19 protein-coding genes and 7 tRNA genes are annotated in these 24,342 nt (G+C 63.6%); 7 read left to right on the top strand and 19 right to left on the bottom strand.

The window, feature by feature from the left end:
* The first annotated feature begins 33 nt into the window (after nt 1-33).
* From AC0V2Y_RS12285 to AC0V2Y_RS12265, 5 genes are all read left to right on the top strand, one after another.
* On the top strand, nt 34-624 hold the full coding sequence (locus AC0V2Y_RS12285) for an NAD(P)H-dependent oxidoreductase (RefSeq protein WP_475415324.1): 591 nt from the start codon (nt 34-36) through the stop codon (nt 622-624).
* Between the two features lie 180 nt (nt 625-804).
* A complete protein-coding gene (locus AC0V2Y_RS12280; RefSeq protein ID WP_475415323.1) occupies nt 805-2,022 on the top strand; it encodes a SpoIIE family protein phosphatase in 1,218 nt (405 codons plus the stop codon).
* Between the two features lie 65 nt (nt 2,023-2,087).
* Nucleotides 2,088-2,645 (top strand): SiaB family protein kinase, encoded by a 558-nt coding sequence (locus AC0V2Y_RS12275; RefSeq protein ID WP_070222302.1) that lies wholly within the window; start codon nt 2,088-2,090, stop codon nt 2,643-2,645.
* A 22-nt stretch (nt 2,646-2,667) separates the two neighbouring features.
* Nucleotides 2,668-3,066 (top strand): DUF1987 domain-containing protein, encoded by a 399-nt coding sequence (locus AC0V2Y_RS12270; protein WP_475415322.1) that lies wholly within the window; start codon nt 2,668-2,670, stop codon nt 3,064-3,066.
* A 3-nt stretch (nt 3,067-3,069) separates the two neighbouring features.
* Entirely contained in the window at nt 3,070-3,810 is a 741-nt protein-coding gene (locus AC0V2Y_RS12265; RefSeq protein ID WP_475415321.1) for a GGDEF domain-containing protein, read from the top strand.
* 14 nt (nt 3,811-3,824) lie between these two features.
* Here AC0V2Y_RS12265 and AC0V2Y_RS12260 read toward each other — a convergent pair whose 3' ends face one another.
* The 9 genes from AC0V2Y_RS12260 to AC0V2Y_RS12220 form a co-directional block, all read right to left on the bottom strand.
* Nucleotides 3,825-4,535, bottom strand: a complete 711-nt coding sequence (locus AC0V2Y_RS12260) for a substrate-binding periplasmic protein (protein WP_475415320.1) — start codon at nt 4,533-4,535, stop codon at nt 3,825-3,827.
* 173 nt (nt 4,536-4,708) lie between these two features.
* Nucleotides 4,709-4,804, bottom strand: a tRNA-Sec gene (locus AC0V2Y_RS12255).
* A 12-nt stretch (nt 4,805-4,816) separates the two neighbouring features.
* Nucleotides 4,817-6,772 carry a selenocysteine-specific translation elongation factor gene (gene selB, locus AC0V2Y_RS12250; RefSeq protein WP_475415319.1) on the bottom strand — a complete coding sequence of 652 codons (1,956 nt, stop codon included), beginning with the start codon at nt 6,770-6,772 and terminating at the stop codon, nt 4,817-4,819.
* Nucleotides 6,769-8,178, bottom strand: coding sequence for an L-seryl-tRNA(Sec) selenium transferase (gene selA, locus AC0V2Y_RS12245; RefSeq protein ID WP_475415318.1), 1,410 nt, complete (start codon nt 8,176-8,178; stop codon nt 6,769-6,771). Before selA ends, selB begins: the two co-directional genes overlap by 4 nt.
* Complete coding sequence (fdhE, locus tag AC0V2Y_RS12240) at nt 8,175-9,242, bottom strand: formate dehydrogenase accessory protein FdhE (protein ID WP_475415317.1); 1,068 nt, start codon at nt 9,240-9,242, stop codon at nt 8,175-8,177. The genes selA and fdhE overlap by 4 nt, the downstream gene beginning before the upstream one ends.
* 120 nt (nt 9,243-9,362) lie before the next feature.
* Nucleotides 9,363-10,034, bottom strand: coding sequence for a formate dehydrogenase subunit gamma (locus AC0V2Y_RS12235; protein ID WP_475415316.1), 672 nt, complete (start codon nt 10,032-10,034; stop codon nt 9,363-9,365).
* A complete protein-coding gene (gene fdxH, locus AC0V2Y_RS12230; protein ID WP_475415315.1) occupies nt 10,021-10,944 on the bottom strand; it encodes a formate dehydrogenase subunit beta in 924 nt (307 codons plus the stop codon). Before fdxH ends, AC0V2Y_RS12235 begins: the two co-directional genes overlap by 14 nt.
* Before the next feature lie 13 nt (nt 10,945-10,957).
* A complete protein-coding gene (gene fdnG / locus AC0V2Y_RS12225) occupies nt 10,958-14,029 on the bottom strand; it encodes a formate dehydrogenase-N subunit alpha (protein WP_475415314.1) in 3,072 nt (1,023 codons plus the stop codon).
* 248 nt (nt 14,030-14,277) lie between these two features.
* The gene (locus AC0V2Y_RS12220; RefSeq protein WP_475415313.1) at nt 14,278-16,428 is read right to left on the bottom strand and encodes a TonB-dependent receptor; all 2,151 of its coding nucleotides are present in this window, start codon (nt 16,426-16,428) and stop codon (nt 14,278-14,280) included.
* 382 nt (nt 16,429-16,810) lie between these two features.
* Between AC0V2Y_RS12220 and AC0V2Y_RS12215 the strand changes: the two genes are divergently transcribed.
* A complete protein-coding gene (locus AC0V2Y_RS12215; protein ID WP_475415312.1) occupies nt 16,811-18,517 on the top strand; it encodes a methyl-accepting chemotaxis protein in 1,707 nt (568 codons plus the stop codon).
* 22 nt (nt 18,518-18,539) lie between these two features.
* On the opposite strand, the gene AC0V2Y_RS12210 is transcribed toward AC0V2Y_RS12215, so the two are convergent.
* Together AC0V2Y_RS12210 and AC0V2Y_RS12205 are read right to left on the bottom strand one after the other, a co-directional pair.
* Entirely contained in the window at nt 18,540-18,992 is a 453-nt protein-coding gene (locus AC0V2Y_RS12210; protein WP_475415311.1) for a hypothetical protein, read from the bottom strand.
* Between the two features lie 69 nt (nt 18,993-19,061).
* A complete protein-coding gene (locus AC0V2Y_RS12205; RefSeq protein WP_475415310.1) occupies nt 19,062-20,549 on the bottom strand; it encodes a SulP family inorganic anion transporter in 1,488 nt (495 codons plus the stop codon).
* Here AC0V2Y_RS12205 and AC0V2Y_RS12200 point away from each other — a divergent pair.
* Nucleotides 20,509-20,859: a hypothetical protein gene (locus AC0V2Y_RS12200; RefSeq protein ID WP_475418124.1), complete on the top strand. Its 351-nt coding sequence runs from the start codon at nt 20,509-20,511 to the stop codon at nt 20,857-20,859. The two genes, AC0V2Y_RS12205 and AC0V2Y_RS12200, sit on opposite strands and share 41 nt — an antisense overlap.
* Here the strand turns inward: AC0V2Y_RS12200 and AC0V2Y_RS12195 are convergent.
* The 8 genes from AC0V2Y_RS12195 to uvrC all read right to left on the bottom strand — a co-directional run bounded on the left by AC0V2Y_RS12195 (nt 20,828) and on the right by uvrC (nt 24,338).
* Nucleotides 20,828-20,901, bottom strand: a tRNA-Cys gene (locus AC0V2Y_RS12195). The two genes, AC0V2Y_RS12200 and AC0V2Y_RS12195, sit on opposite strands and share 32 nt — an antisense overlap.
* A 42-nt stretch (nt 20,902-20,943) precedes the next feature.
* Nucleotides 20,944-21,019 (bottom strand) — tRNA-Gly (locus AC0V2Y_RS12190).
* A gap of 89 nt (nt 21,020-21,108) precedes the next feature.
* Nucleotides 21,109-21,184, bottom strand: a tRNA-Gly gene (locus AC0V2Y_RS12185).
* A gap of 56 nt (nt 21,185-21,240) precedes the next feature.
* Nucleotides 21,241-21,316 (bottom strand) — tRNA-Gly (locus AC0V2Y_RS12180).
* Between the two features lie 71 nt (nt 21,317-21,387).
* Nucleotides 21,388-21,463: transfer RNA gene (locus AC0V2Y_RS12175), tRNA-Gly, on the bottom strand.
* Nucleotides 21,464-21,555: 92 nt separating this feature from the next.
* Nucleotides 21,556-21,631 (bottom strand) — tRNA-Gly (locus AC0V2Y_RS12170).
* A 114-nt stretch (nt 21,632-21,745) separates the two neighbouring features.
* A complete protein-coding gene (gene pgsA, locus AC0V2Y_RS12165; protein WP_034749601.1) occupies nt 21,746-22,330 on the bottom strand; it encodes a CDP-diacylglycerol--glycerol-3-phosphate 3-phosphatidyltransferase in 585 nt (194 codons plus the stop codon).
* A 127-nt stretch (nt 22,331-22,457) separates the two neighbouring features.
* Nucleotides 22,458-24,338, bottom strand: coding sequence for an excinuclease ABC subunit UvrC (gene uvrC, locus AC0V2Y_RS12160; RefSeq protein ID WP_475415308.1), 1,881 nt, complete (start codon nt 24,336-24,338; stop codon nt 22,458-22,460).
* Nucleotides 24,339-24,342 lie beyond the last annotated feature (4 nt).

Genomic DNA, 24,342 nt, shown 5'->3' with positions numbered 1-24,342 from the left:
ATGCAAGCTCTTCTTTAACGGACAGCCTGCATCATGACCAAGACGACACCCAAGCGCATATTGATTCTCCTCGGCCACCCGTCCAGCGACAGTTTCTGCGCCGCCCTGGCCGAGGCCTACGCCGCCACGGCCCGCGGCGCAGGCCATACCGTGCGCGAACTGCGCCTGGGACAGCTGGACTTCGACCAGAACCTGCATAAAGGCTACCGCCAGGTGCAGCCGCTGGAGCCGGACTTGCTGGCCGCGCAGGAAGCCATCAGCTGGGCCGAACACCTGGTGTTCGCCTACCCGATCTGGTGGGGCGGCGCGCCGGCCCTGCTGAAGGGTTTTGTCGACCGTATCTTCCTGCCCGGCTTTGCCTTCAAATACCGCCCGGGCAAGGCGTTTCCCGCCCAGCTGCTGAAGGGCCGCACGGCCCAGCTGCTGGTGGCGATGGACACGCCGCCCTGGTATTTCCGCTGGGTCTACCACATGCCCGGCATTCACCAGCTGCGCAAGACGACCCTGGAATTTTGCGGCGTCAAGCCCGTCAAGGTGGCCTGCTTCGGCCCCATGATCGATTCCACCGGCACGCAGCGCGCACGCTGGCTGGAGCAGGCACAGGCGCTGGCCAGGCGTCTGTAAGCCCGGCAACGGATTGCCATGCAGCCATCTTGCATACGGTTTTGACAAGTCGGTAATCAAGCCGTCACATTCGACGGCTACCATGATGATATTGCCTGTTTGTCAGTCGCCTTGCCCGCGTGACAACAAGGGTCCGATCGTCATGTAAAGGTAGCCGCTGTGGAGTTCAACGCTTCTCGATTGCATCTTCCCCGTTATCGCACGTCCGTGGCGCTTGACCTGTGCATTCCCACGGAATCCGTGCAGGCCGACGCCAGCAACTTCGCCGTGCTGGAACTGTTCACGGAGCGGCGTGACATGATGAGCCTGCCCGTCACGGAACAGCAGAAGCCCATCGGCTTAATCAGCCGCAACATCTTCATGTCGCAGATGTCCAAGCCCTTTTATCACGAGGTGTACGGCAAGAAGAGCTGCATCGCCTTCATGGACAAGGAACCGCTGATCGTCGATGGCGCCATGAGCATCGAGGACCTCACCTTCCGCGCCGTGGAAGCGGGAGAGAAGGCGCTGGCCGACGGCTTCATCATCACCGAAGACGGCGCGCTGGCCGGCGTGGGCTTCGGCCTGCAGCTGATGAACGTGGTGGCCACCATGCAGGCCGAAAAGAACCGGCAGATCATGCACAGCATCGATTACGCCAGCGTGATCCAGCGCGCCCTGCTGCGCACCTCCGATGCGGAACTGCGCGCGGCCCTCCCCGACGCCCACCTGGAATGGCAGCCGCGCGACGTGGTCGGCGGCGACTTCTACTTTTTCGAACGCTACGAAGGGGGCTGGTTCGCCGCCATCGCCGACTGCACGGGCCACGGCGTGCCGGGCGCCTTCATGACCCTGATCGCCTCGTCGGCCCTGAGCCAGGCCCTGCGCGAACGGGGGCCGCGCGATCCGGCCGCCCTGATCGGCGCCGTCAGCCGCGCCATCAAGACCCTGCTGGGCCAGGACGGCGCCGACAGCGGCGCGGCCACCGGCCACGCCGGCTCGAACGACGGCATGGATTGCGCCTTTTTGTGCTACGACGAGGCCAGCGCCAGCCTGCGTTTCGCGGGGGCGAAACTGGCGCTCTACGTGGCGGCCCCCGGCGAAGAAACCGTGCGCGCCATCGACGGCGCTCGCATGGGCGTGGGCTACGTCGACACGCCGGCCGGCTACTGCTGGCACAACGAGACGCCCGACATTCCCGCCGGCAGCCTGCTGTTCCTCACCACCGACGGCTTGCTCGACCAGATCGGCGGCGCGCGCGACATCGCCTACGGCAAGCGGCGCATGCGCGAGCAGCTGCTGGCGCGGCGCGACGCGCCGGCCGGCGAGGTGGCGGCGGCGCTGCTGCAGGACAGCGCCGCGTGGCAGGGAAAACAGCCGCGCCGCGACGACCTGACCTTTTTCTGTTTCCGCCTGTAGTTTGGGCGCCATCGAGCCACCTTATCAACAAGAAACCGGGTCACCGGCTAGCCAGGAGCACGCACGTGCTGTACGAAGAATTCAACGAGTTTTGGGATGTGGCCCGCAAGCGCAACATCATCTTTTTTTACGTGGGCTATTTCTCGCAGCACGTGGTCAGCGCCATTTCCGAAACCATCAAGGCGCGCCTCGATACGGCCGGCGCGGCCGGGCCCACGCGGCGGCGCATCTTTTCCTCGTTCATCGAGATGTCGCAAAACATCATGCATTATTCGGCCGACAGCCTGACGCCCGATGCGCAGCTGGACCAGCAGATGCGGCGCGGCTCGTTCTGCATCGGCACGCGCGGCGACAGCTTTTTCCTGCTGTGCGCCAACCCCGTCTCGACGGACAACGTGGCGCAGATCCGCGCGCGCCTGGAGCCGCTGCACACGATGACGATGGAAGAAATCCGCCTCGCCTACAAGAAGGCCCTGCGCGAGGAAGCGCCGTCCGACAGCAAGGGCGCGGGCCTGGGCTTCCTCACCATGGCGCGCGACGCCAGCGAGCCGCTGGAATTCGAATTCGTCCAGGACCCACAGGAGCCTGGCCACACCATCTTCTGCATCAAAGCCATCATTTGAAAGAGCCGACTCAGGAAAGCATATGCAATTACCGTCACCACTGTTCATCGCCGCGACCCCGAGTTCGCCCGAAATCGACTTCCGTTTCGAGCAGCACACCCTGTCGATCAAGGGCGAGTCGTATCCGGAAAACGCAGCCGCCTTCTATGGCCCGCTGATCGCCGCCGTGCGCGCCTACCTGGAAGACTGCCGCGCAGCAGCCATCACCGTCAACGTCTCGCTGGCCTACTTCAACAGCTCCAGCACGAAGATGCTGTTTACCCTGTTCGACACCCTGAACCAGGCGGCCGTGGACGGCAACCAGGTGCGCCTGAACTGGTATCACGACGAGGACGACGACACCATCCTGGAATTCGGCCAGGAGCTGCAGCAGGACTTTACGGCGCTGGACTTCCACGACCATCCCGTGCAAGGCAGCTAGGGCATGCGCGCCGCCATCTCCGAGGCCGGACCGGAACCCGACCTGTTCACCGTGGAAGCGGCGGCGCTGGCTGCCGCGCGCCGCATGCACGCCGACCTTCACGCCAGCGGCGAGGCGCAGCGCCGCGTGCTCGGTGAACTGATCGTTCACTACGAGCGGCTGATGCGCGAGACGCGCCGGCTGATCGGCCGCAGCGACCGCGCCGAGCGCGACATGCATCTGCTGAACCGCCAGTTGCAGACGCTGGCCGGCCAGCTCGAATACCGCGCCACGCACGACCCGCTGACGGGCGCCCTGAACCGCGGCGCCGTGATCGACCACGCCTCGCGCTGCCTGGAGCAGGGCGACATGGCGCTGATCGTGCTCGATATCGACCTGTTCAAGCAGGTCAACGACGACTTCGGCCACCCGGCAGGAGACGGCGTGATCCAGGCCGTAGTCGACTGTTTAAAAGGATTATTGGGACAGGAGACGGCCATCGGCCGGGTCGGCGGCGAAGAGTTTTCCGTGGTCTGGCCCACCTCTTCGCGCGACGACGCGGCGCAGGTGGCGCAGCGCATCTGCGAGACGGTCGGCCGCCAGCGCCATGCGGCGCCCATCACGCGCGCCATCACCGTCAGCGTGGGCCTGAGCTGGAACCGCGCCGGCACGCCGTTCGACACGGCCTACAGCCATGCGGACCAGGCCCTGTACCAGGCCAAGCGCGAAGGGCGCAACTGCGTGCGCCAGTGGCTGGAGAGCTGAGTCAGCGCACCGGATCAGCGCAGCTGTTCGCGCGCCATGCTGCCGTCGCGGCGCATGGCCGCCGCCGCGCGCTGCATGGCCGCCACCTGCGTCTCGGACACCTTGAGGTTGCAGGCCAGGTAAGTCTGCACGCGATTAAAAGTCAGCAGCGGCACCACCTTGCCCTCCCATTCCTTGCCGACGAAAGGCTTGCTGCCCACCGCCAGCCCGACGGCCCACAGGTCGATGCGCCCCAGCAGCAGCTTTTGCGGATTGAGCCACTCCTGCGTGACGGGCGCCACGTTCAGGCCGTGCTGGCGCAGGTAATCGTCGCGCGCGTCGCCCAGCACCGTGCCGATTACCAGGCCGCGCGCATCGGCCAGGGTGCGCAGCGCCAGATGCCGCTCGGCCAGGCCATACAGTATCCACTCCGCTTCGTTGAGGGGGCCGATCCAGCGAAACTGCGCTTCGCGCTCTTGCGTGCGCGTGGTGGAAAAGATGCAGGTGTCAGGCTCGCGCAGCGCCTGCGCATACGCGCGTTTCCACGGCAGCAGTTCCATCGTATAGCCGATGCCGGCGCGCGCCATGATCTCGCGCACCTTCAGCGTTTCGCGTCCCACGACGACATTGCCTTCCATCATGCTTGACGGCGGCAAATGCTCGCCGACGATGCGCAGGCCTCCCGCCCCGGCCGCCGCCGGCAGCAACAGTGCCGCCAGCAACCATGCCATGCTTGCTTGTTTCATGCTTGCCTTCTTCTACCACAGGGGATACGCATCCCTGCCACCTGCCCGATGGTATCATCGGCCCCCGCCAGCCATGGCCGAACATTATCAATTAAACCATTATTTTCCCGTAACGTGGCTCAGGGCCAACGCCGGGATCATCATGCGAGGGGGAAGATGGCGAGAAAGACAAGTGGCGGAAAACAGTAGGAGTCGAACCTACGGGAGAACGTCTGACGCCCTCCACCGGGTTTGAAGCCCGGCCACATCACCGGATGAGTGTGCTTTCCGCGGTGCCTGAGCTAGTCGTTGGGCAAGGCTGCGGTGTAGGACCACAATGCTTGCGGACGCAACAAATGCCCATTGCCAACACGGCGAGTATAACCGACGCGGTCGAAGAACTCCAGAACCTGGATCGCCCGCTTGCGGCCCAGGCCGCTGGCATCGCGGAAAGTGGCCGCGCCCACGGCGCCATTGCCGGCTGGCAAACCGGCATCCTCTTCCGCCTGGCGCGCCAGTTCCCGCACCAGCTGCGCCAGCCCGGCCAGCGCCGCCTGGTGATAAAACAGGTCGTGCACCACCTGGCTGATCTGCCCTGCCTTGGCCAGTTTGCGCAAGAGCCGGCGCGTGTCGTCCTCGGCCAGGCCGAGGTCGCGCGCCAGGTCGCGCGTCCAGGGCGGATCGGCACGCCCCTGCTCCAGCGCGGCCAGCAAGGGCTCGGCCAGCGCCTGCTCCTGCGGCGTGAGTTCCACGCTGTGCGTCGGCAAGTGCAGACTGGCGCCGCGCGCCAGGATGCCGCCCTGCGCCAGCAAGCCTTCGATCAGGTGGCTCCACAAGGCGTCTTCCATCTCCGCGTCGACGATGCGTTTCAAACGCCACAGTTCCGGCCCCGCCTCGTCGGGGGCGCGCGCATGGAAGACCGCCAGGGCGGCCAGCACCCGCTCTTGCAGCGCCAGCAAGGCTGCTGGCGCCAGCAGCAGGGCGTCGTCGCCGCGCAGGGCAATGCGCCGCGTGTCTGGCGGCAGCGCGATGGCGTCCGCCGGCAGCAGCGACAGCCGCACCAGCAGCGACTCGCGCAGCCCCAGCGGGCTTTGCGCCAGCAGGGCCGCATAGTCGCCCTGCGCCACAAACGCGGCCAAGGCATCGAGCCAGGCCAGGCGCGCCGGGCTGCGGCGCTTGCGCGCGGGGCCGAACGGGTCGAGCACCATGCCGCCGCCCACCGTCTGCGTCGCCTGCGCATTGCGCACCACGAAACGGTCGCCCGGCACGCCGTGCATGGGCGCCTCGAACACCAGCTGTACCCTGCCCGTCTGGCCCGGCGACAGGGTTTCGCCATCGAGCATGACGGCGCGCGCCAGCTGGTGCGCGGCGCCCAGGTGTACGTGCAGCGGCGACCAGGCTTTCAGCTGCACGCCGGCGTCGGGCAGCAGGGTCAGTTCCACGTCGAGGCGCTCGGAGCACTGCGCCAGTGCCGGCGCGACGATCCAGTTACCCCGTTCGATGCGTTCGCGGTCGATGCCGGCCAGGTTCAGCGCCAGGCGCTGGCCCGCCATGCCCGTCTCGGCCGCGCGGTTCTGCGCATGGATGCTGCGCACGCGCGCCGGCGCGCCGCCGGGCGCCAGCTGCAGCATGTCGCCCACCTGTGCGCGTCCCGCCAGCGCCGTGCCGGTGACGATGGTGCCCTGCCCCGACAAGGTGAACACGCGGTCCACGCCCAGGCGGAACAAGCGCCGCTCGTCGCGTTGCGGCAGGCTGCGCGCCACCAGCGTCAGGTGCGCCAGCAAGGCCGCCACGCCCGCATCGCTGTCGCGGTTGGCGGCGGTGGGGAAGATCGGGCTGCCGGCCAGCGGCGTGCCGGCCAGCAGCGCCTCGATGTCCGCCTCCACCTGCGCCACGCGGGCGCTGTCTGCGCGGTCGATCTTGGTCAATGCCACGGCGCCGCGCGTCACGCCCAGCAGCTGCAAGATGGCCAGGTGCTCGTGCGTCTGCGGCATGATGCCATCGTCGGCCGCCACCACCAGCAGGGCGAAGTCAATGCCCGTCACGCCGGACGCCATGGTGCGGATGAATTTTTCGTGGCCCGGCACGTCGATCACGCCCAGCACCGTGCCGTCCGCCAGCGGCAGATAGGCGTAGCCGAGTTCAATCGAGATGCCGCGCGCCTGCTCTTCCTTCAGCCGGTCCGTGTGCACGCCCGTCAGCGCGCGCGTGAGGGTCGTCTTGCCATGGTCGATATGGCCTGCAGTGCCGACGATCATGCGGACAACCCGGCCAGCTGCGCAATGAAGGCCGTCTCGTGCGCCGCTTCCAGGCAGCGCAAATCGAGCCACAGCGTGTCCTGGCCGATGCGGCCGATCACGGGGCAAGGCAAGGCGCGCAGGCGCTGTTCCAGCACACCCAATGGGTTGCTCAGGCGCGAGCCGGGGGCGCTGCGGATGGCCAGGCCAAAGCTGGGCAGCTGATCGACGGGCAAGGCGCCGCTGCCGATCTGGCTTTGCATGGCTTCGGCCGTGACCACATAGGCGACACCGAGCACGCCTTGCAACTGCGGCAGCAGGGTTTGCGCCTGCGCGCGCATGGCGGCCGCGGGGCGCGTCAAGAGGCGCAAGGTGGTCAGGCGTTCGGCCAGCAGGTCCGGCGCGCGGTACAGCTGCAGCACGGGGGCCAGGGCCGCCAGGGTGAGCTTGCCCACCCTCAGTGCGCGTTTCAAGGGATTGCGCTTGATTTGCGCGATCAGGTCGGCGCGCCCGACGATGACGCCGCATTGGGGGCCACCGAGCAATTTGTCGCCGCTGAAGGTCACCAGGTCGGCGCCCGCCGCGATGGTTTCGCGCACCGTCGTTTCATGCGGCAAGCCGTATTGCGCCAGGTCGACGAGGGTACCGCTGCCCAGGTCCACGGCCGTAGGAATCGCGTGTTGCGCCGCCAGCGGCACCAGTTCGTCGAGTTCCACGCTTTTCGTGAAACCCGTGATCGCGTAATTGCTGCAATGGACCTTCATCAGCAGGCTGGTATGCGCGTTGATCGCGTCCGCGTAATCGGCCAGGTGCGTGCGGTTGGTGCTGCCCACTTCGCACAGCACGGCGCCCGCGCGCGTCATCACGTCGGGGATGCGGAAGGCGCCGCCGATTTCCACCAGTTCGCCGCGCGAGACGATCACTTCCTTGTTCTGCGCCAAAGTGTTCAGCATCAGCAGCACGGCGGCCGCGTTGTTGTTGACGATGGTGGCCGCTTCGGCCCCCGTCAGTTCGCGCAGCAGTTCCTCGACCAGGTCGTCGCGGTCGCCGCGCTTGCCCGTTTCCAGGTCGAATTCCAGGTTCATCGGCCACTGCAGCGCCTCGACCACGGCGTGCACGGCGGCGTCGGGCAGCAGCGCGCGGCCCAGGTTCGTGTGCAGCACGGTGCCCGTCAGGTTGAACACGGGGCGCAGCCGCGGGTGCGCTTGCGATTGCAGCCGTTCGTCCACCTGCGCGACGATGGCGGCGATTGACGCGCCCTCTTCGCAGACTGCACCGGCGAGCATGGCCGTGCGCAGGTCGGCCAGCACGGAGCGCGCGCAGGCCAGGGTCTGCGCGCGGCCGTATGCGGCGATCAGCTCAAGGCAAGCCGCGTCGCCCAGGATGCGGTCCACCGACGGCAGGCGCACGGTCTGCCCCGTCGTCATGCTTGCTGGCCCTCGCCGCTTTCGCCCTTCCCCAGCCACAGCAGCGGATTGCCGCTGGCGCGCTGGTAGCCCGCTTCGCCCACCAGCAGGTCGAGCATCAGGCTGGCCAGATCGTCGGCCAGCGGTTCGACGTTGTAATCGTGTTCCTGGTTGAAGACTTTTCGATAGGTATGGCAATCGTCGCAGGTTTCCGCGCGCGCCACCTTCTTCGGGTCATTCGCCTTGTTGGGTAACTTGTCGTCCTTCGCCGCCACGGGGTCGAACGGCGCGGCGTCGGCCGCATCGAGACCCTGGTAGGCGATCTTGCCATTCTGTTCGCAGGTCGAGCACTTCACGCGCACCATATGCCATTCGCTTTCGCAGATGCCGCAATGCAGGTAGCGGTAGCCCTGCGACTGGCCGCCGATGCGGATCACGCTGGCGACGGGGTGCGAGCCGCAGACGGGGCACAGGGTGCCCGTTTCCAGGTCCGGCACGCGCGCGGCGCGCAGTTCGCTGGCCGACACCGACCACAGGATTTGCAGGGCGGCCGCGACGAACGGCGCGTGCATGGGATTGAGGTTGTCGCCGTTTTCATCGAGCACGGCATCGGCGCAGGCGTCCAGCGCTGGCGCGTCGAGCGCGCGCAGTTGCGCCAGCACCTGCGTCAGGCCGCCGGACAGGGCCGGCTGGCGTGCCGCCGTGGCGGCCAGTTCATCGAGCAGGCTGGCAAAGATGTCGCGCCAGACGGGCGGACGGGCGCCGCTGACGGGCAACACCGGCATGCGGTGGGCGATGGCACGGCGCAGCGCATCGGGGTCGGCGGCAGGCACGGCGCCGGGCGCCAGTTTTCCCACCACGGCGGCCTGCGCATCGGCCAGCGCGGCCATCAGCACCAGATAGCCCTGCATGCCCGCGTCGACGGGGATGCCCTTGATATTGCCCTGCGCCAGTTCGCGCAAGCGCAAGGCACGCGCCGTAAACAGGCTGACTGGCTGCGGCAGCAGCAGGCGCGGAATCGCGTTGTGGTCCAGGCCTTCGATTTCGCCTGGCTGAAGAATACGTTGTACCAATGGAGTTCCCATCAAAAAAGGGGATGTAAAAGTATTTTAATCGATACAGTCATAGCAAGCCGCAAAAGAAAACAGGGGTCAGACCCGGCGGGTCTGACCCCAGCATTTAGTGCGGAGGTAAATCGCTTCCGCCTATTTTTCCGTATGACGGATCACGGCCTCAAACCACTTCGGATGGTGCTTGCGCGCCCAGCCATAGGTGACGGTGCCGCGCACCATGGCGCCGACCGAGCCCTTGACCCAGATCGCCGCGTAGATGTGCACGATGATGGCGCAGATGATGCCGAATGCGCAACCGGCATGCAGCAAGGCGGCAAAGCGCACCACGCCGATCGGGAAATAGAACGCGAAATACGCGCGCCAGATCACGATGCCCGACAGCAGCAAGCCCACCATGCAGAACAGCAGCACGAAGAACAGGATCTTCTGGCCGGCATTGTATTTGCCGATCTTCGGAAGCTTGTCCTCGCGGTTGTTGAGCACGTCATCCATCTGTTTCAGCCACTGCTTGTCGCCGTCCTCGAACTTGTTGTGGTGCCAGAAGCGCACCACGAGGATCGCGAACGAGACGAACATCACCAGGCCGGCAAACGGATGCAAAATGCGCGTCCATTGCCCGCCGCCGAACAGGTTCGCCAGCCACGCCATCGAGGGATGGAACATGGCCAGGCCGGACAAGGCCAGCATGACGAAGGTGATGGCCGTCACCCAGTGATTCGTGCGCTCGTTCGGGTTGTAGCGTTCGATCAAGGGATTGCCATCCTTGTCGCGCAGCTTTCCATCATGCAGGTCACTGTGGCTCATTATGTTCCTCCCGGATGCGCCTGGCTTCTTCCAAAGCCTCGTGCTCTTCTTCCTTGCTCACTTCGTTCGGACCGACACGCGTGTAATGGAAGAAGCCTGCCAGCGCCGTGGCGGCCATGCCGGCCACCGCCAGCGGCTTGGACCAGCCTTTCCAGAAGCCCACCATCGGGCTGATGCGCGGGCGTTCCGGCAAGTTCGAATACAGCTTCGGCTTGTCGGCATGGTGCAGCACGTACATCACGTGCGTGCCGCCCACGCCCAGCGGATCGTACAGGCCCGCGTTTTCGAAACCGCGCGACTTCAGGTCGACGATGCGCTCTTCCGCATGCACCTTCATGTCTTCCTTGGTGCCGAAGACGATGGCGCCCGTCGGACAGGTCTTCACGCAAGCCGGTTCCTGGCCCACGGCCACGCGGTCCGAGCACAAGGTGCACTTGTAGGCGCGGTCGTCCTTTTTCGAAATGCGGGGCACGTCGAAAGGACAGCCGGCCACGCAGTAGCCGCAGCCGATGCAGTTTTCCTGGTGGAAATCCACGATGCCGTTCGTGTACTGCACGATGGCGCCCGGCGCCGGACAGGCTTTCAGACAGCCCGGGTCCTCGCAGTGCATACAGCCATCCTTGCGGATCAGCCACTCGAGGTTGCCGTCATTGTTTTCGTGTTCGGCAAAACGCATCACCGTCCACGATTGCGGCGTCAGGTCCGTCGGATTGTCATAGGTGCCATGGTTTTCGCCGACTTCGTCCCGCAAGTCGTTCCATTCCATGCACGCCGTCTGGCAAGCCTTGCAGCCGATGCATTTCGACACATCGATCAGCTTGGCCACGGTGCCCGTCACCGGGCTGCGCCCTTGCGGCGGCGTTACCGTGGTGGCCGACAGGCGCCGGATATCTAAGGATTGCAGTGCCATTATTGAGCTCCCATCATGCTTTTTCCACCTTCACGAGGAAGGACTTGAATTCCGGCGTTTGCGAATTCGCATCCCCCACGCCCGGCGTCAGGGTATTGATCAGATACCCCGGCTTGGCCACGCCCGTAAAGCCCCAGTGCAGCGGCAGGCCCACGGTATGCACCGGCTTGCCTTCGATCATCAAGGCCTTGATGCGCTTGGTGACGACGGCCTTGGCGATGATGTGCCCCCGCTTGGAACTGACGCGCACTTCGCCGCCAGCCACCACGCCGATGCTCTTGGCCAGCTCTTCGCCGATTTCGACGAATTGCTGCGGCTGGATGATGGCGTTCAGGCGCGCATGCTTGGTCCAGTAATGGAAATGCTCGGTCAAACGGTAGCTGGTGGCCACATGCGGATATTCCTCATGCGTGCCGAACAGCTTGCGGTCATCGGCGAACACGCGCGCGGCCGGATTGCTGGTCGCCTGCGGGTTTTTCGGATGCATGGGGTTGTAGCCCAGCGGATTTTCGAACGGCTCGTAATGCTCGGGGAACGGCCCTTCGGCCATGGCGCCGCGCGCAAAGAAGCGCGCCACGCCCTCGCCCAGCATGATGAACGGCCCCATGCCGTTTTCCGGCGGTTCGTCGACCTTGAAGTCGGGAATATCGGCCCCGCTCCAGTTCGTGCCATTCCACTCGATCAACTTGCGGGTCGGATCGAAGGCCTTGCCCTTCAGGTCGCACGAGGCGCGGTTGTACAGCACGCGGCGGTTCGCCGGCCACGCCCAGGCCCAGCCCAGGGTCTGGCCGATGCCGGTCGGGTCGCTGTTGTCGCGCCGTCCCATCTGATTGCCCGCCTGCGTCCAGCTGCCGGCGAAGATCCAGCAACCGCTGGTGGTGGTGCCGTCGTCGCGCAATTGCGCAAACGAGGCCAGCTGTTCGCCCTTCTTCACCAGCAGCTTGGTCGGATCTTTCGGATCGTACAAGTCGGCCAGCGCCTTGCCGTTGAATTCGCGGGCGATTTCTTCCGGCTGCGGGTTATGCGGCTGCGCATAATTCCACGTCAGGTTGACGATAGGATCGGGGAACTTGCCGCCCTCTTTCTTGTACATGCTGCGCATGCGCAGGAACAGGCCGGACATGATCTCCAGGTCGCTGCGCGCCTGGCCCGGCGGTTCGGCCGCCTGCCAGTGCCACTGCAGCACGCGCGAAGAGCTCACCAGCGAACCGCGTTCTTCGGCGAAGCAGCTCGTTGGCAGGCGGAACACTTCCGTCATGATCTTGGTGGGATCGACTTCGTGGTATTGCCCGTGCGCCTTCCAGAATTCGCCCGTTTCCACGGCCAGCGGGTCCATGATGACGAGGAACTTCAGCTTAGCCAGCGCTTCCGTGACCTTCTGCTTGTTCGGCGCGGACGCCAGCACATTGAAGCCCTGGCAGATATAACCCGTCATCTTGCCTTGGTGCATGTTCTCGATGGCTTGCATCAAGTCATACGGCTTGTCGAGTTTCGGCAGATAGTCGAAGGCGTAGTTATTGTCCGCGGTGGCGAAATCGCCCCACCACGTCTTCATGAAGCTGACGTGGAACTTACGGTAATTGCTCCAGTAGCTGAGCTGATTCGGCCGCAGCGGCTTGGTGGCGCGCGCGGCGATATAGCCGTCGAAATCCTGCTCGCCCTCGTTCGGCAGGGTCATGTAGCCTGGCAACAGGTTCGACATCAGGCCCAGATCGGTCAAGCCCTGGATGTTCGAGTGGCCGCGCAAGGCGTTCATGCCGCCGCCCGCGATCCCCATATTGCCCAGCAACAGCTGCACCATGGCGCCCGTGCGGATGGTTTGCGCACCCGTCGAGTGGTGCGTCCAGCCCAGCGCGTACAGGATGGTCCCGGCGCGTCCCGGCACGGCGGTCGAAGCCAGGGCTTCCGCCACCTTGTGGAACTTGTCGGCCGACACGCCGCACGTGCGCTCGACCATTTCGGTCGTGTAGCGCGCGTAGTGCTTCTTCATCATCTGGTAGACGCAGCGCGGGTGTTCCAGGGTCGGGTCGACCTTGGCGTAGCCGTCGTCGCCGATCTCGTAATCCCAGGTGGCCTTGTTGGTGTACTTGCCTTTTTCCTTGTCGAAACCAGAGAACAGGCCGTCTTCGAACGCATAGTCTTCGCGCACGATGAAAGGCATGTCCGTGTAGTTGCGCACGTACTCATGCTGGATCTTGTCGTTCGTCAGCAGATAATTGATGATCGCGCCGAGGAAGACGATGTCCGTGCCGGTACGCGTGGCGCAGTAGTAATCTGCCACGGATGCGGTACGGGTAAAACGCGGATCGACAACGATCAGCTTGGCCTTGTTATGCGCCTTCGCTTCCGTTACCCATTTGAATCCGCAAGGATGTGCTTCTGCTGCATTGCCGCCCATGACCAGGATCACGTCGGCATTCTTGATATCGACCCAATGATTCGTCATCGCGCCACGGCCAAACGTCGGGGCAAGACCTGCCACCGTCGGTCCGTGTCATACACGCGCCTGATTATCAAAGGTCAGCATCCCCATGCTGCGCACTGTCTTGTGGGTCAGATACCCGACTTCGTTGCTGCCGGCGGACGCGGCCAGCATGCCGGTGGAGAGCCAGCGGTTGACGGTCTTGCCGTCGGCATTCTTTTCGATCAGGTTGGCGTCGCGGTCATCCTTCATCAGGCGCGCGATCTTGTCGAGCGCCACATCCCAGGAGATCGGTTGCCATTCCGTGCCGCCCGGTGCGCGGTACTCGGGCACTTTCAGGCGGTTCGGGCTGTGGATGAAGTCGACCAGGCTGGCGCCTTTCGGGCACAGCGTGCCGCGGTTCACCGGGTGATCGGCATCGCCTTCCACGTGGATGATGCTGGAGACGGCGTTTTTCGCGCCATCGCCCAGGCCATACAGCAGGACGCCGCAGCCAACGGAACAGTAAGGACAGGTATTGCGGGTCTCGGTCGTGCGAGCCAGCTTGTATTGCCGTACCTCTGCCAACGCCTGCCCCGGCGCGAAACCGAGCAAGGCGAGGCTGGAGCCAGCAATCGTGGCGCCAGTTACCCGAAGGAACTGGCGCCTGGATATCTGAACCATATCAGACCTCTATGATGTGAGTAAATAAAAAGTCATACGGCGTCATGATAGTGTCATATCACCAAGATATAAGCACCATGCCTGTGCCGTATGACGCGTATTTTACCCCTCAAACCCAGTCAAGGCTCAGTCCGCCGGAAAAAATTGCCCACAGTCAACATTAATTTATCCATACCGAACACTTCCTCTAAATGGGCAGGCATGAAAAAACCCGCTCGCGAGCGGGTTCTTTCGGGGAACGGCAAAAATTACAGGCTGTAGCGCAAGGTCAACGCCACGTTGCGCGGCGCGCCCGGCAAGCTCAGGTTCGGGCTGGAACCGTGGCCCGACACGATGTAGCGCGTGTCGCCGATATTGTTGACGTTCAGCTGCACTTCATAGCGGCCCGTGCGGTAAGCGGCCATGGCGTCGGCCGTCACGTAGCCGGGCAGGACCACCGTGTTGCCCGGATTGGCGAAACGGCTGCCGACGGCATTCGCGCCGCCGCCCACCGTGAAGCCGTGGCCCAGGTCTTTCGTCAGCCACAGGTTGGCCGTATTGCGCGCGGTCAAGGTGGCGCGCTTGCCCTTGACCGGCACTTCTCTGGCGACGGTGCTGCCTGGCACATTGACGCTCTTGTCCTTGGCGATGGAATCGGTGATGGTGGCATCGAGGTAAGCGTAGCCGGCCATCATTTTCCAGCCATCGTGCAAGTCCGCATTGAAGGTCAGCTCCAGGCCATCCGTGCGCTGCGTGCCGACGGGCACGATGCGGTTGGTGATCGGGTCGCTGGTCTTGATATTGTCGCGCTCCAGGCGGAACAGCGACACGGTGGCGTTGGCGCGGCCGCCCCACAGATCGTACTTGGCGCCCACCTCCGTGTTGCGCGTGGTTTCCGGCGCCAGGTCGGCATTATTCGCGGCCAGGGCGAAGTTCTCGCCGCTCGGCTGGAACGAACGGCTCCACGACGCGTAGTACGACTGCGCAGCGCCCGGTTGCCAGACGAGACCGGCGCGGGGGCTGTAGGCCGAATCCGTGCGCGACAGGTCCGCCGTCGTCACGCCTAGCGCATTGGCCAGGCGCGACTGCTGCTTGTAGCGGTCATAGCGCAGGCCGGCCAGCGCCTTCCACTCGTCGCTGAAACTGATGGCGTCCTGCACGTAGGCGGCGGCCGTATCATAGGTGCCGAAGGTATCGCCGCGCGCGCCCAGCTTGGTCCGGTCGACCACGGGCAGCACGGGATGGAAGATCGACACATTCGTCGCCACCACGGTCGAGGCCCAGCTGCTGGCATCCTTGTTCTGCTTGCCGAACTCGGCGCCGTACAGCACTTCGTGGCGCAGGCTGCCCGTGACCAGCTTTTGCGTCAGTTCCGTCTGGTTGAACCAGCCGCTCTCGTCGCGGTTCAGCTTGGCATGACCTAGGCTCATCGTGCCATTGACTTCGTTGACGTTGCCGGAAATATTCGTGTTGTTGCGGTCCAGGTGATAGTCGTAGTAGCGGAAGGCATTGCGCAGCGACAAACTATCGCTGAACTTGTGCGTCAGGGTGGCGGCCGTGGACACCACGCGCGACTGGCTGAAATCCGCATCGCGGGCATTCGCGGCGCCATAATAGGTGCCCGCATCGACGGCGACGGGACGGCCGTGCCAGGAAGGGATGCCGAAGTCCGTCAGGCGGCGGTCTTCCAGGTAGTCGCCCTGCAGCAGCAGTTTCGTCGCGTTTGAGAGGCGGATGGCCAAGGAAGGCGCCAGCGCCGTGCGGTTGATGAATTGCTGGTCGCGGTAGCTGTCGGACAATTCGCGCGCGCCCGTGACGCGCCAGTCCACCGTCTCACCGACACGGCCCACATCGACTTCGCCGCGGCGCCCTGCCGTATTCGTCAGGCTCAAAGCCACGTCCGTGATATCGATACCCGGCTTCTTGGTGATGCGGTTGACCAGGCCGCCCGAGGAACCACGGCCGTACAGCACGGCGGCCGGCCCCTTGATCACTTCCAGGCGCTCGACGTTCGACAGGTCGCGGAAATACAGGGCGTCATCGCGGAAGCCGTCGACGAACTGGTCGCCGATGGCCGTGAAACCGCGGATGAACACCTGGTCGCGCTGGCCGTCGCCCGTGGACAGGCCCACGCCGGGGATATTCTTCATGATGTCCTGGATCGACATGGCGTTCTGGTCGCGGATCACGGCGGCCGGCACCACGTTGATCGTCTGCGGCACGTCGCGCAGGGCCATTTCCGTCTTGGTGCCGCTGGCGGAGGTGGCGGCGACATAGCCATCCTTGTCCTTGGCCGCGGTCACGGTGACGGCGGGCATGCTTTCCTGCGCCCATGCCGCCAATGGCGTGGCGCCGAAGGTCAAGGCGCCCAGTACGGCGATGGTGATCGGTTTGCATCCTGGCTTGCGACGTTGCTGCATACAATTCCCTGGTCGATGGTTTAATACGAATGATTATCATTAGTATTTTATCAGCCACGAATGGAAAAAGTAAGGCGGAATGTAAGTGATAGTACTTATGGACGAGGGACTTGATGTAAAAAAGCAACAGGAAATCAATATCAAAAAATAATTAAAATTGCCGTAAGAAACTATTTCTGTGCGTCAATGCTATACTTGCGGCTTGCTGGGCAACGGTCAGCCTGACCGGCATGCCCCCTGCTTCACCTCCAACGCCACGCTCAGCGCGGCGCGCCGCACAGCCATCACGCGGCACCCGAAGACCCCGATCCCCTGCGCCTTGCGGCGCCTGTCCGCCCCTGCTGGCGGCGGCGATCATGACTATTAAACTGTTAGGAATTACATGAAAAACCTGAACATCGGCAGCCGCCTTGGCGTCGGCTTTGCTGTCGTATTGCTGTTGCTTGCCGCCTTGACCGTTACCGCCCTCGTGCGCATGCAAACGGCCAGCGATCTGACTTACCGCCTGATCAATACCAGCATCAAGAACCAGCGCATGGTGGCCGAATGGTCGAAGATCATTGAACTCAACAGCGTGCGCGGCGTCGCCTCGTTCGAGATCACCGATCCCGTCGTGCGCGCCAAGATCGAGGAAGACCTGAAGGTCGATGCGGAACGTTCCAGCAAGCTGCAGGACGACATCATCGCCTCCTTGCTCAACCCGGCCGTGATCGAGCAGTTCAAGGTCGTGCGCAAGGTGCGCACCGACTACGTGACGACGCGCGCGCGCGCCTTCAAGATGAAGGCCGACGGCGACGTAGCCGGTGCCAAGATCGTATTCGAGAAGGAGGTCGCACCGATCACCGTGGCCTACCTGGCCGAAGTGAAACGCTTTGCCGGCATGCAGATCAAGGCTGCCGACGGCGTCGGCGCCAGCATCATCGAAGCCTACAGCGGCACGCGCATCTTCCTGATCACCATGGGCGTGCTGGCCGTGCTGATGGGCATCGGTTTTGCGTGGTGGATCACGCGCTCGATCACCGGCCCCATCCGCGACGCCGTGAAAGTGGCGGAAACCGTGGCAGCTGGCGACCTGAGCAGCACCATCACGGTGCAGGGCCGCGATGAAACGGCCCAGCTGATGCATGCGCTGAAAACCATGAACGACAGCCTCGTCGGCATCGTGGGCCAGGTGCGCAGCGGCACCGACACCATCGCCACGGCGTCCGCGGAAATCGCCGCCGGCAACCAGGACCTGTCGTCGCGCACGGAACAGCAAGCCAGTTCGCTGGAAGAAACGGCCTCGTCGATGGAAGAACTGACCTCGACCGTGAAACAGAATGCGGACAATGCGCGCCAGGCGAATAAACTGGCCGGCGACGCGGCCGGCATCGCCAGCCGCGGCGGCGCCGTGGTGGCCGAAGTGGTCGCCACCATGGGCGAGATCAATACCTCGTCGAAGAAAATCGTCGATATTATCTCTGTCATCGACGGCATCGCCTTCCAGACCAACATCCTGGCCCTGAACGCGGCCGTGGAAGCGGCGCGTGCCGGCGAACAGGGCCGCGGCTTCGCCGTCGTGGCAACCGAGGTGCGCAACCTGGCGCAGCGCTCGGCAGCGGCAGCGAAAGAGATCAAGGGCTTGATCGACGATTCCGTGCAAAAAGTCGACGTGGGCACGGACCTGGTCGACAAGGCGGGCAAGACGATGGAAGAAATCGTGCAAAGCATCGGCTTCGTCACGTCCATCATGAGCGAAATCAGCAACGCCAGCGAAGAGCAGAGCGCGGGCATCGAGCAAGTCAACCAGGCCATTTCCGAAATGGACCAGGTAACCCAGCAAAATGCGGCGCTGGTGGAAGAAGCGTCGGCAGCGGCCGAAGCGATGCAGGAACAGGCGAGCGAACTGGCGCAGGTGGTCAGCGTCTTCCGCCTGGACGCCAACGCGGCGGCCACCGACCGCTTCAGCGCCAAGGCGGCGCAGCGCAGCGCGCCGGCAACCCCGGCAGCGCCAGTCCGCAAGGCATCGGCCCCTGCCCTGCGCCTGCCCGCGACGCGCGCCAGCGGCAAGGCAACGGCACCTGCCGAAGGCGAGTGGGAAGAGTTTTAAAGCTGCTGCAAGCCGCGCGGCATCAAGCCGCGCCGGCTTGCGCTGTGGCGATCAGTGCCGCCAGCTCGCGCGGCGCGGATTGCCCCAGGAATGCCAGCGCCAGCGCCTCCGGATCGATGGCGGCGTCCATCGGCAAGCCATGCTCGAAGCCGCCCACCATGATGCGGCAGAAATGCGGCGATTCGGCCCGCGTTTCCACATACCAGCAACCCGCATGGCCTTGCACGAAGTATTCGCCGATAAAGTAGCCGAGCATGGTCTTCACCCATTGCCAGCTCTCGTCGCGGATGACGATGGTGCGCATGGCCGCATCGATGTACGGCAGGTACTCGGCCGCGTTGCTCAGCACTTCGTGCGCGGGCTGGATGCCCAGGCGCTCGACGAAATTCACCAGCGACGCACCCAGCGCGTCATAGTAGGCATCAAAAGCCGTCTGGCTTTGTTGCAATAATTGTTCTTGTTCGTACGACAGCATTCACACTCCACAGACATTCGACAATTCCGCCCATCCCGAGAAATCGGGCGGAGCAGACTTTCCCATATTTTACGCCACGCTCACATCCACCCCGGCCCGCTGCAGCAAGGCCTGGTTACGGGCGGACAGATGCGTCACCTGCAGGTGCTTGCCGGCCTTGTCGTAGCGCTCATACAAGGCTTCGATGGCCGCGATGGCCGAGTGATCGGCCATGTGCAGATGCCGGCAATCGAGGATGACGCGGGCCGGATCGGCGGCCGGCTGGAACAGTTCCTGGAAATGCGTGGTCGAGGCGAAAAACAGGGTGCCGTGCGGCAGGTACACGCGCACGCCGGAGCTGCCATCATCGATGTCGGCGCGCATCTCGCGCGCATGTTGCCAGGCAAAATTCAAGGCGGCAATCACGATGCCGCACAGCACCGCCATCGCCAGGTCCGTAAACACCGTGATCACCGTCACGGCGACGATCACCAGCGCATCCTGCAGCGGCACCTTGCCCAGCACGCGCAGGGAACCCCAGGCAAACGTCTGCTGCGCCACGACAAACATCACGCCCACCAGCGCGGCCAGCGGAATGCGTTCGATCAGCGGCGAGAGGAACAGGATGAACAATAAAATCATCACGCCGGCCGTGACGCCGGACAGGCGCGAGCGGCCGCCCGAGCTCAGGTTGATCATGGTCTGCCCGATCATGGCGCAGCCGCCCATGCCGCCAAACAGGCCCGACACGACGTTCGAGGCGCCCAGGGCGATGCATTCGCGATTGGGCTGGCCCCGCGTTTCCGTCATCTCATCCGTGAGATTAAAGGTGAGCAAGGTTTCCAGCAGCCCCACCATGGCCATCAGCGCCGCATACGGAAAGATGATGTGCAAGGTGGCCATGTTCAGCGGCACCGTGGGCCAATGCAGGGCCGGCAAGCCGCCGGCGATATGCGCGAGGTCGCCCAGGGTGCGCGTGGGCAGGTGCAGGAAATGGCTGAGCACGCCCACGCCCAGGATGGCCACCAGCGCCGGCGGCACGGCGCGCGTGATGCGCGGCAGCACGTAGACGATGGCCATGGTGAGCAGCACCAGCGCACCCATCGCATACAAGGGCGTGCCTTGCAGCCATTGTTCACCCTGCGGCGTGGCCTGGCGAAAGTGTTCCAGCTGGGCCATGGCGATGACGATGGCCAGGCCATTCACGAAGCCCAGCATCACCGGGTAGGGCACCATGCGTATCAACTTCCCAAGGCGCAAGAGGCCGAACAGCGCCATGATGATGCCGCTCAGCACCACGGTCGCCAGCAGGTATTGCACGCCATGCTGGGCCACCAGCGCCACGATGACGACGGCCATGGAACCGGCCGCGCCGGAAATCATGCCGGGGCGCCCGCCAAAGATGGCCGTGAATGCGCAGATGATGAAGGCGCCATACAGGCCCATCAGGGGATTCAACTGCGCCACCAGGGCAAAGGCGATGCATTCCGGCACCAGCGCGAACGAGGTGGTCAGGCCCGCCAGGACGTTTTTTTGTATGTTCGAGAACCACTCTTCCCGAAAAGTTGCGTTGATCATTGATGCGTATCCAAAGTCGGAACAGAGAAATGCCGGCCTGATGAAAAATAACCAGGCGCAGCCAAGCCAGCGGGCGTCACAGAAAAGTTGCGCTGAGGTTGAACGGAGCAGGAAAGTCGTCAGTGACTACATCGGTCTGGCGGAAAGGGGAAGTTTCATCAAGGCGCCAGGCGGCGCGGCTGAGCTTGCCGGCATTATACAAGAGGCACAGCGGGCAAAGTCTGGCGAGAGCGCAGACAAAAAAATAGCCCACTCGAAAGTGGGCTATTTTTTTCATCTGGAGGCGAGGACGGGAATCGAACCCGTCTAAACGGCTTTGCAGGCCGCTGCATAACCTCTTTGCTACCTCGCCAGAGGAACTGCTTGGATGCGCCTTGCGGCCCACCTTGAAAACTGGAGCGGGAGAAGAGTCTCGAACTCTCGACCTCAACCTTGGCAAGGTTGCGCTCTACCAACTGAGCTACTCCCGCATTGGAGCTTGTTTACCGCCTGATCACGCCGCATGACTGCGTTGCGGCGGATAAAAAAAGGAAGCCAGCTGAGCTCCCCTTTAGAATTCTGGAGCGGGAGAAGAGTCTCGAACTCTCGACCTCAACCTTGGCAAGGTTGCGCTCTACCAACTGAGCTACTCCCGCATTGGAGCTTCTATTTTCTGCTACTGCCATTCTTGCTGTACTGCTTCAGCTTTCGCTGGAGCGGGAGAAGAGTCTCGAACTCTCGACCTCAACCTTGGCAAGGTTGCGCTCTACCAACTGAGCTACTCCCGCATACGAACCGCTATTTTACTGCTTTTTACTACCGTTTACCAGTGCTGCTTTACTGCTGATCCAGTGTTCACTGGAGCGGGAGAAGAGTCTCGAACTCTCGACCTCAACCTTGGCAAGGTTGCGCTCTACCAACTGAGCTACTCCCGCAGTGGACAACATTGTATCAGAAGCTCTACTACATCGCCAGTACTACTTTTTACTGCATTCGCTGTTTTTACCTATGACACGATCCAGAAAACTGGAGCGGGAGAAGAGTCTCGAACTCTCGACCTCAACCTTGGCAAGGTTGCGCTCTACCAACTGAGCTACTCCCGCGTCATCAACAACAGGCCAGCATTATAGAGGGATTACAGGGGCTGTCAACGGGCAATATCTGGTCTTTTGCAAAATATTCCGAAGAAAGCCGTCGACTGCCTAATCCCTGTGCAATTAATGGAGATTGCCGGCCTTTTCCTTGATCAAGGGCCATGCCAGGCGCAAGTAATAGAACATCGACCACACTGTCAGCACGCAGGCGATCCACAGCAGCTTCTCGCCCCACACATGGGTGTCGATCGCGCCGAAGATCACTTCGTGGTACAGCAGCAGGGGAATGGCCGTCATTTGCGCGGCCGTCTTGATCTTGCCGATCGAGCTGACGGCCACCGATTTCGACGCGCCGATCTGCGCCATCCATTCGCGCAAGGCGGAAATGGTGATTTCGCGGCCGATGATGATGAAGGCCAGCACGGCATTGACCCGGTCCAGCTGCACCAGCACCAGCAAGGCGCCCGCCACCATCAGCTTGTCGGCCACGGGGTCGAGGAAGGCACCGAAGGCCGACGTCTGGTTCCAGCGCCGCGCAAGAAAACCATCGAACCAGTCGGTCACGGCCGCAACGATGAAGACCAGGGTGGCAACCAGGTTCTGGTCGCCATGCAGCAGCATCGACGGCGGCAGGTAAAACACGCCGACGACGAGCGGTATCAGGGCCACGCGCAGCCAGGTCAAAAGGATGGGAATATTAAAAGGCATAAGAGAGCAATCGGCCGACGGGTAAATTGAGCATGAAGAAAGCGTGAAGAAAGCGCCACTAGTCTACATGGCCCGGCAACATTAGCCTAGTCCGGTTGCGGCAGCGCCGGACCAGGCCACGCCGCCATCAGTGCAATTGGCGGTAAATCTCTTCCGCCAGCTGCGTGGAAATTCCCTCCACCGACATCAGGTCCTCGACGCTGGCGTCGACCACGCCGCGCAAGCCGCCAAAGCGCGACAGCAGTTTCTGGCGGCGCTTGGCGCCGATGCCTTCGATCTCCTCCAGGCGCGAGGTCTGGCGCGTCTTGGCCCGCTTGGCGCGCATGCCCGTGATGGCGAAGCGGTGCGCCTCGTCGCGGATCTGCGCGATCAACATCAGCGCCGCCGATTCCTTGCCCAGTTCCTGCGCCGCGCGGCCATCGACGAACAGCAGGGTTTCCAGGCCCACCTTGCGCCCTTCCCCCTTGGCTACGCCGACAATCAAGCTGATATCGAGTCCCAGCTCGGCGAACACCTGGCGCGCCATTTCGATCTGGCCCTTGCCACCGTCGATCAGGACCACGTCGGGCATCACGCCGTCGCCATTCGCCACCTTTTCATAGCGGCGCATCAAGACCTGGCGCATGGCCGCATAATCGTCGCCGGGCGTGATGTCGTTGATGTTGTAGCGCCGGTATTCGCCGTTCTGCATGGCGTGGTGGTGGAACACCACGCACGAGGCCTGCGTCGCTTCGCCCTGCGTGTGACTGATGTCGAAACACTCGACGCGCAGGCTGTCGAGGTCTTCCGTTTCCAGGCGCAGCGCCTCGGCCAGCGCGCGCGTGCGCGACTGCTGCGAGCCCTGCTCCGACAGCAGGCGCGCCAGCGAAATCCCGGCGCCCTTTTGCGCCATTTCCAGCCACTGGCGGCGCTGTCCCTGCGGCTGGAAGATCAGGTTGATGCGGTGGCCGCACTGTTCCATCAGCGCCACCATCAGGGCCGGCTGGTCGAATTCGATGTTCAGGATCAGGGTGCCGGGGATGAATTTCTCCGTGTAGTGCTGGGCCAGGAAGGCGGCCAGCACTTCCACCTCGATGGCTTCTTCGGCAATCGCCGCCGCATCGCTGAGCTGGCTGGGGAAATACGCGCGGTCTCCCAGGTGGCGCCCGCCGCGCACCATGGCCAGGTTGACGCAGGCGCGTCCGCCCTGGACCAGCACGGCGATGATGTCGACGTCGGCGTCGCCCGTCGTTTCCATGCTCTGCTGGTGCAGCACGCGCGACAGCGAAGCGATCTGGTTGCGCACCACGACGGCCTGCTCGAATTTCAGCTCGGCGGCAAACGCGTGCATCTTCTTTTCCAGGTCGGCCAGCACTTCGCTCTGGCGCCCACGCAGGAAGCGCGCCGCGTTTTCCACGTCGTTTTTATAGTCTTCCTTGCTGATCAGGTCCACGCAGGGCGCGCTGCAGCGGCCGATCTGGTGCAGCAGGCAGGGCCGCGTGCGGTTCGCGTAGACGCTGTCCTCGCAGGTGCGGATCAAGAACACCTTTTGCAGGATCTGCATCGATTCCTTGACGGCCCAGGAACTGGGGAACGGCCCGAAATACTGGTTTTTCTTGTCCACCGCGCCCCGGTAATACACCATGCGCGGCGCGTCGCCATTGGTGATTTTCAGATACGGATACGATTTATCATCGCGGAACAGGATGTTGTAGCGCGGCTGCAGCGCCTTGATCAGGTTGTTTTCCAGGATCAGCGCTTCCGCCTCGCTGTGCGTGACCGTCGTTTCCAGGCGCGCGATGCGCTCGACCATCATGGCGATGCGGGGACTGGCCAGGTTTTTCTGGAAATAGCTGGAGACGCGCTTTTTCAGGTCGCGCGCCTTGCCGACGTACAACACCTTGTCGGCGGCATCGAAATAGCGGTACACGCCGGGCAGGTTCGGCAGCTTGGCGACGGTGGCCAGCACCTGCGCGCGCGGGTCGGGCGGCGTTTCCGTGGAATTGAGGTCGGGTATTGCTTCGGTCATTGCT

This window comes from Janthinobacterium sp. BHSEK, from assembly GCF_056174685.1.
The sequence above is the reverse complement of the archived record's forward strand: the minus strand, read 5'-3'. Positions and strand labels throughout refer to the sequence as shown.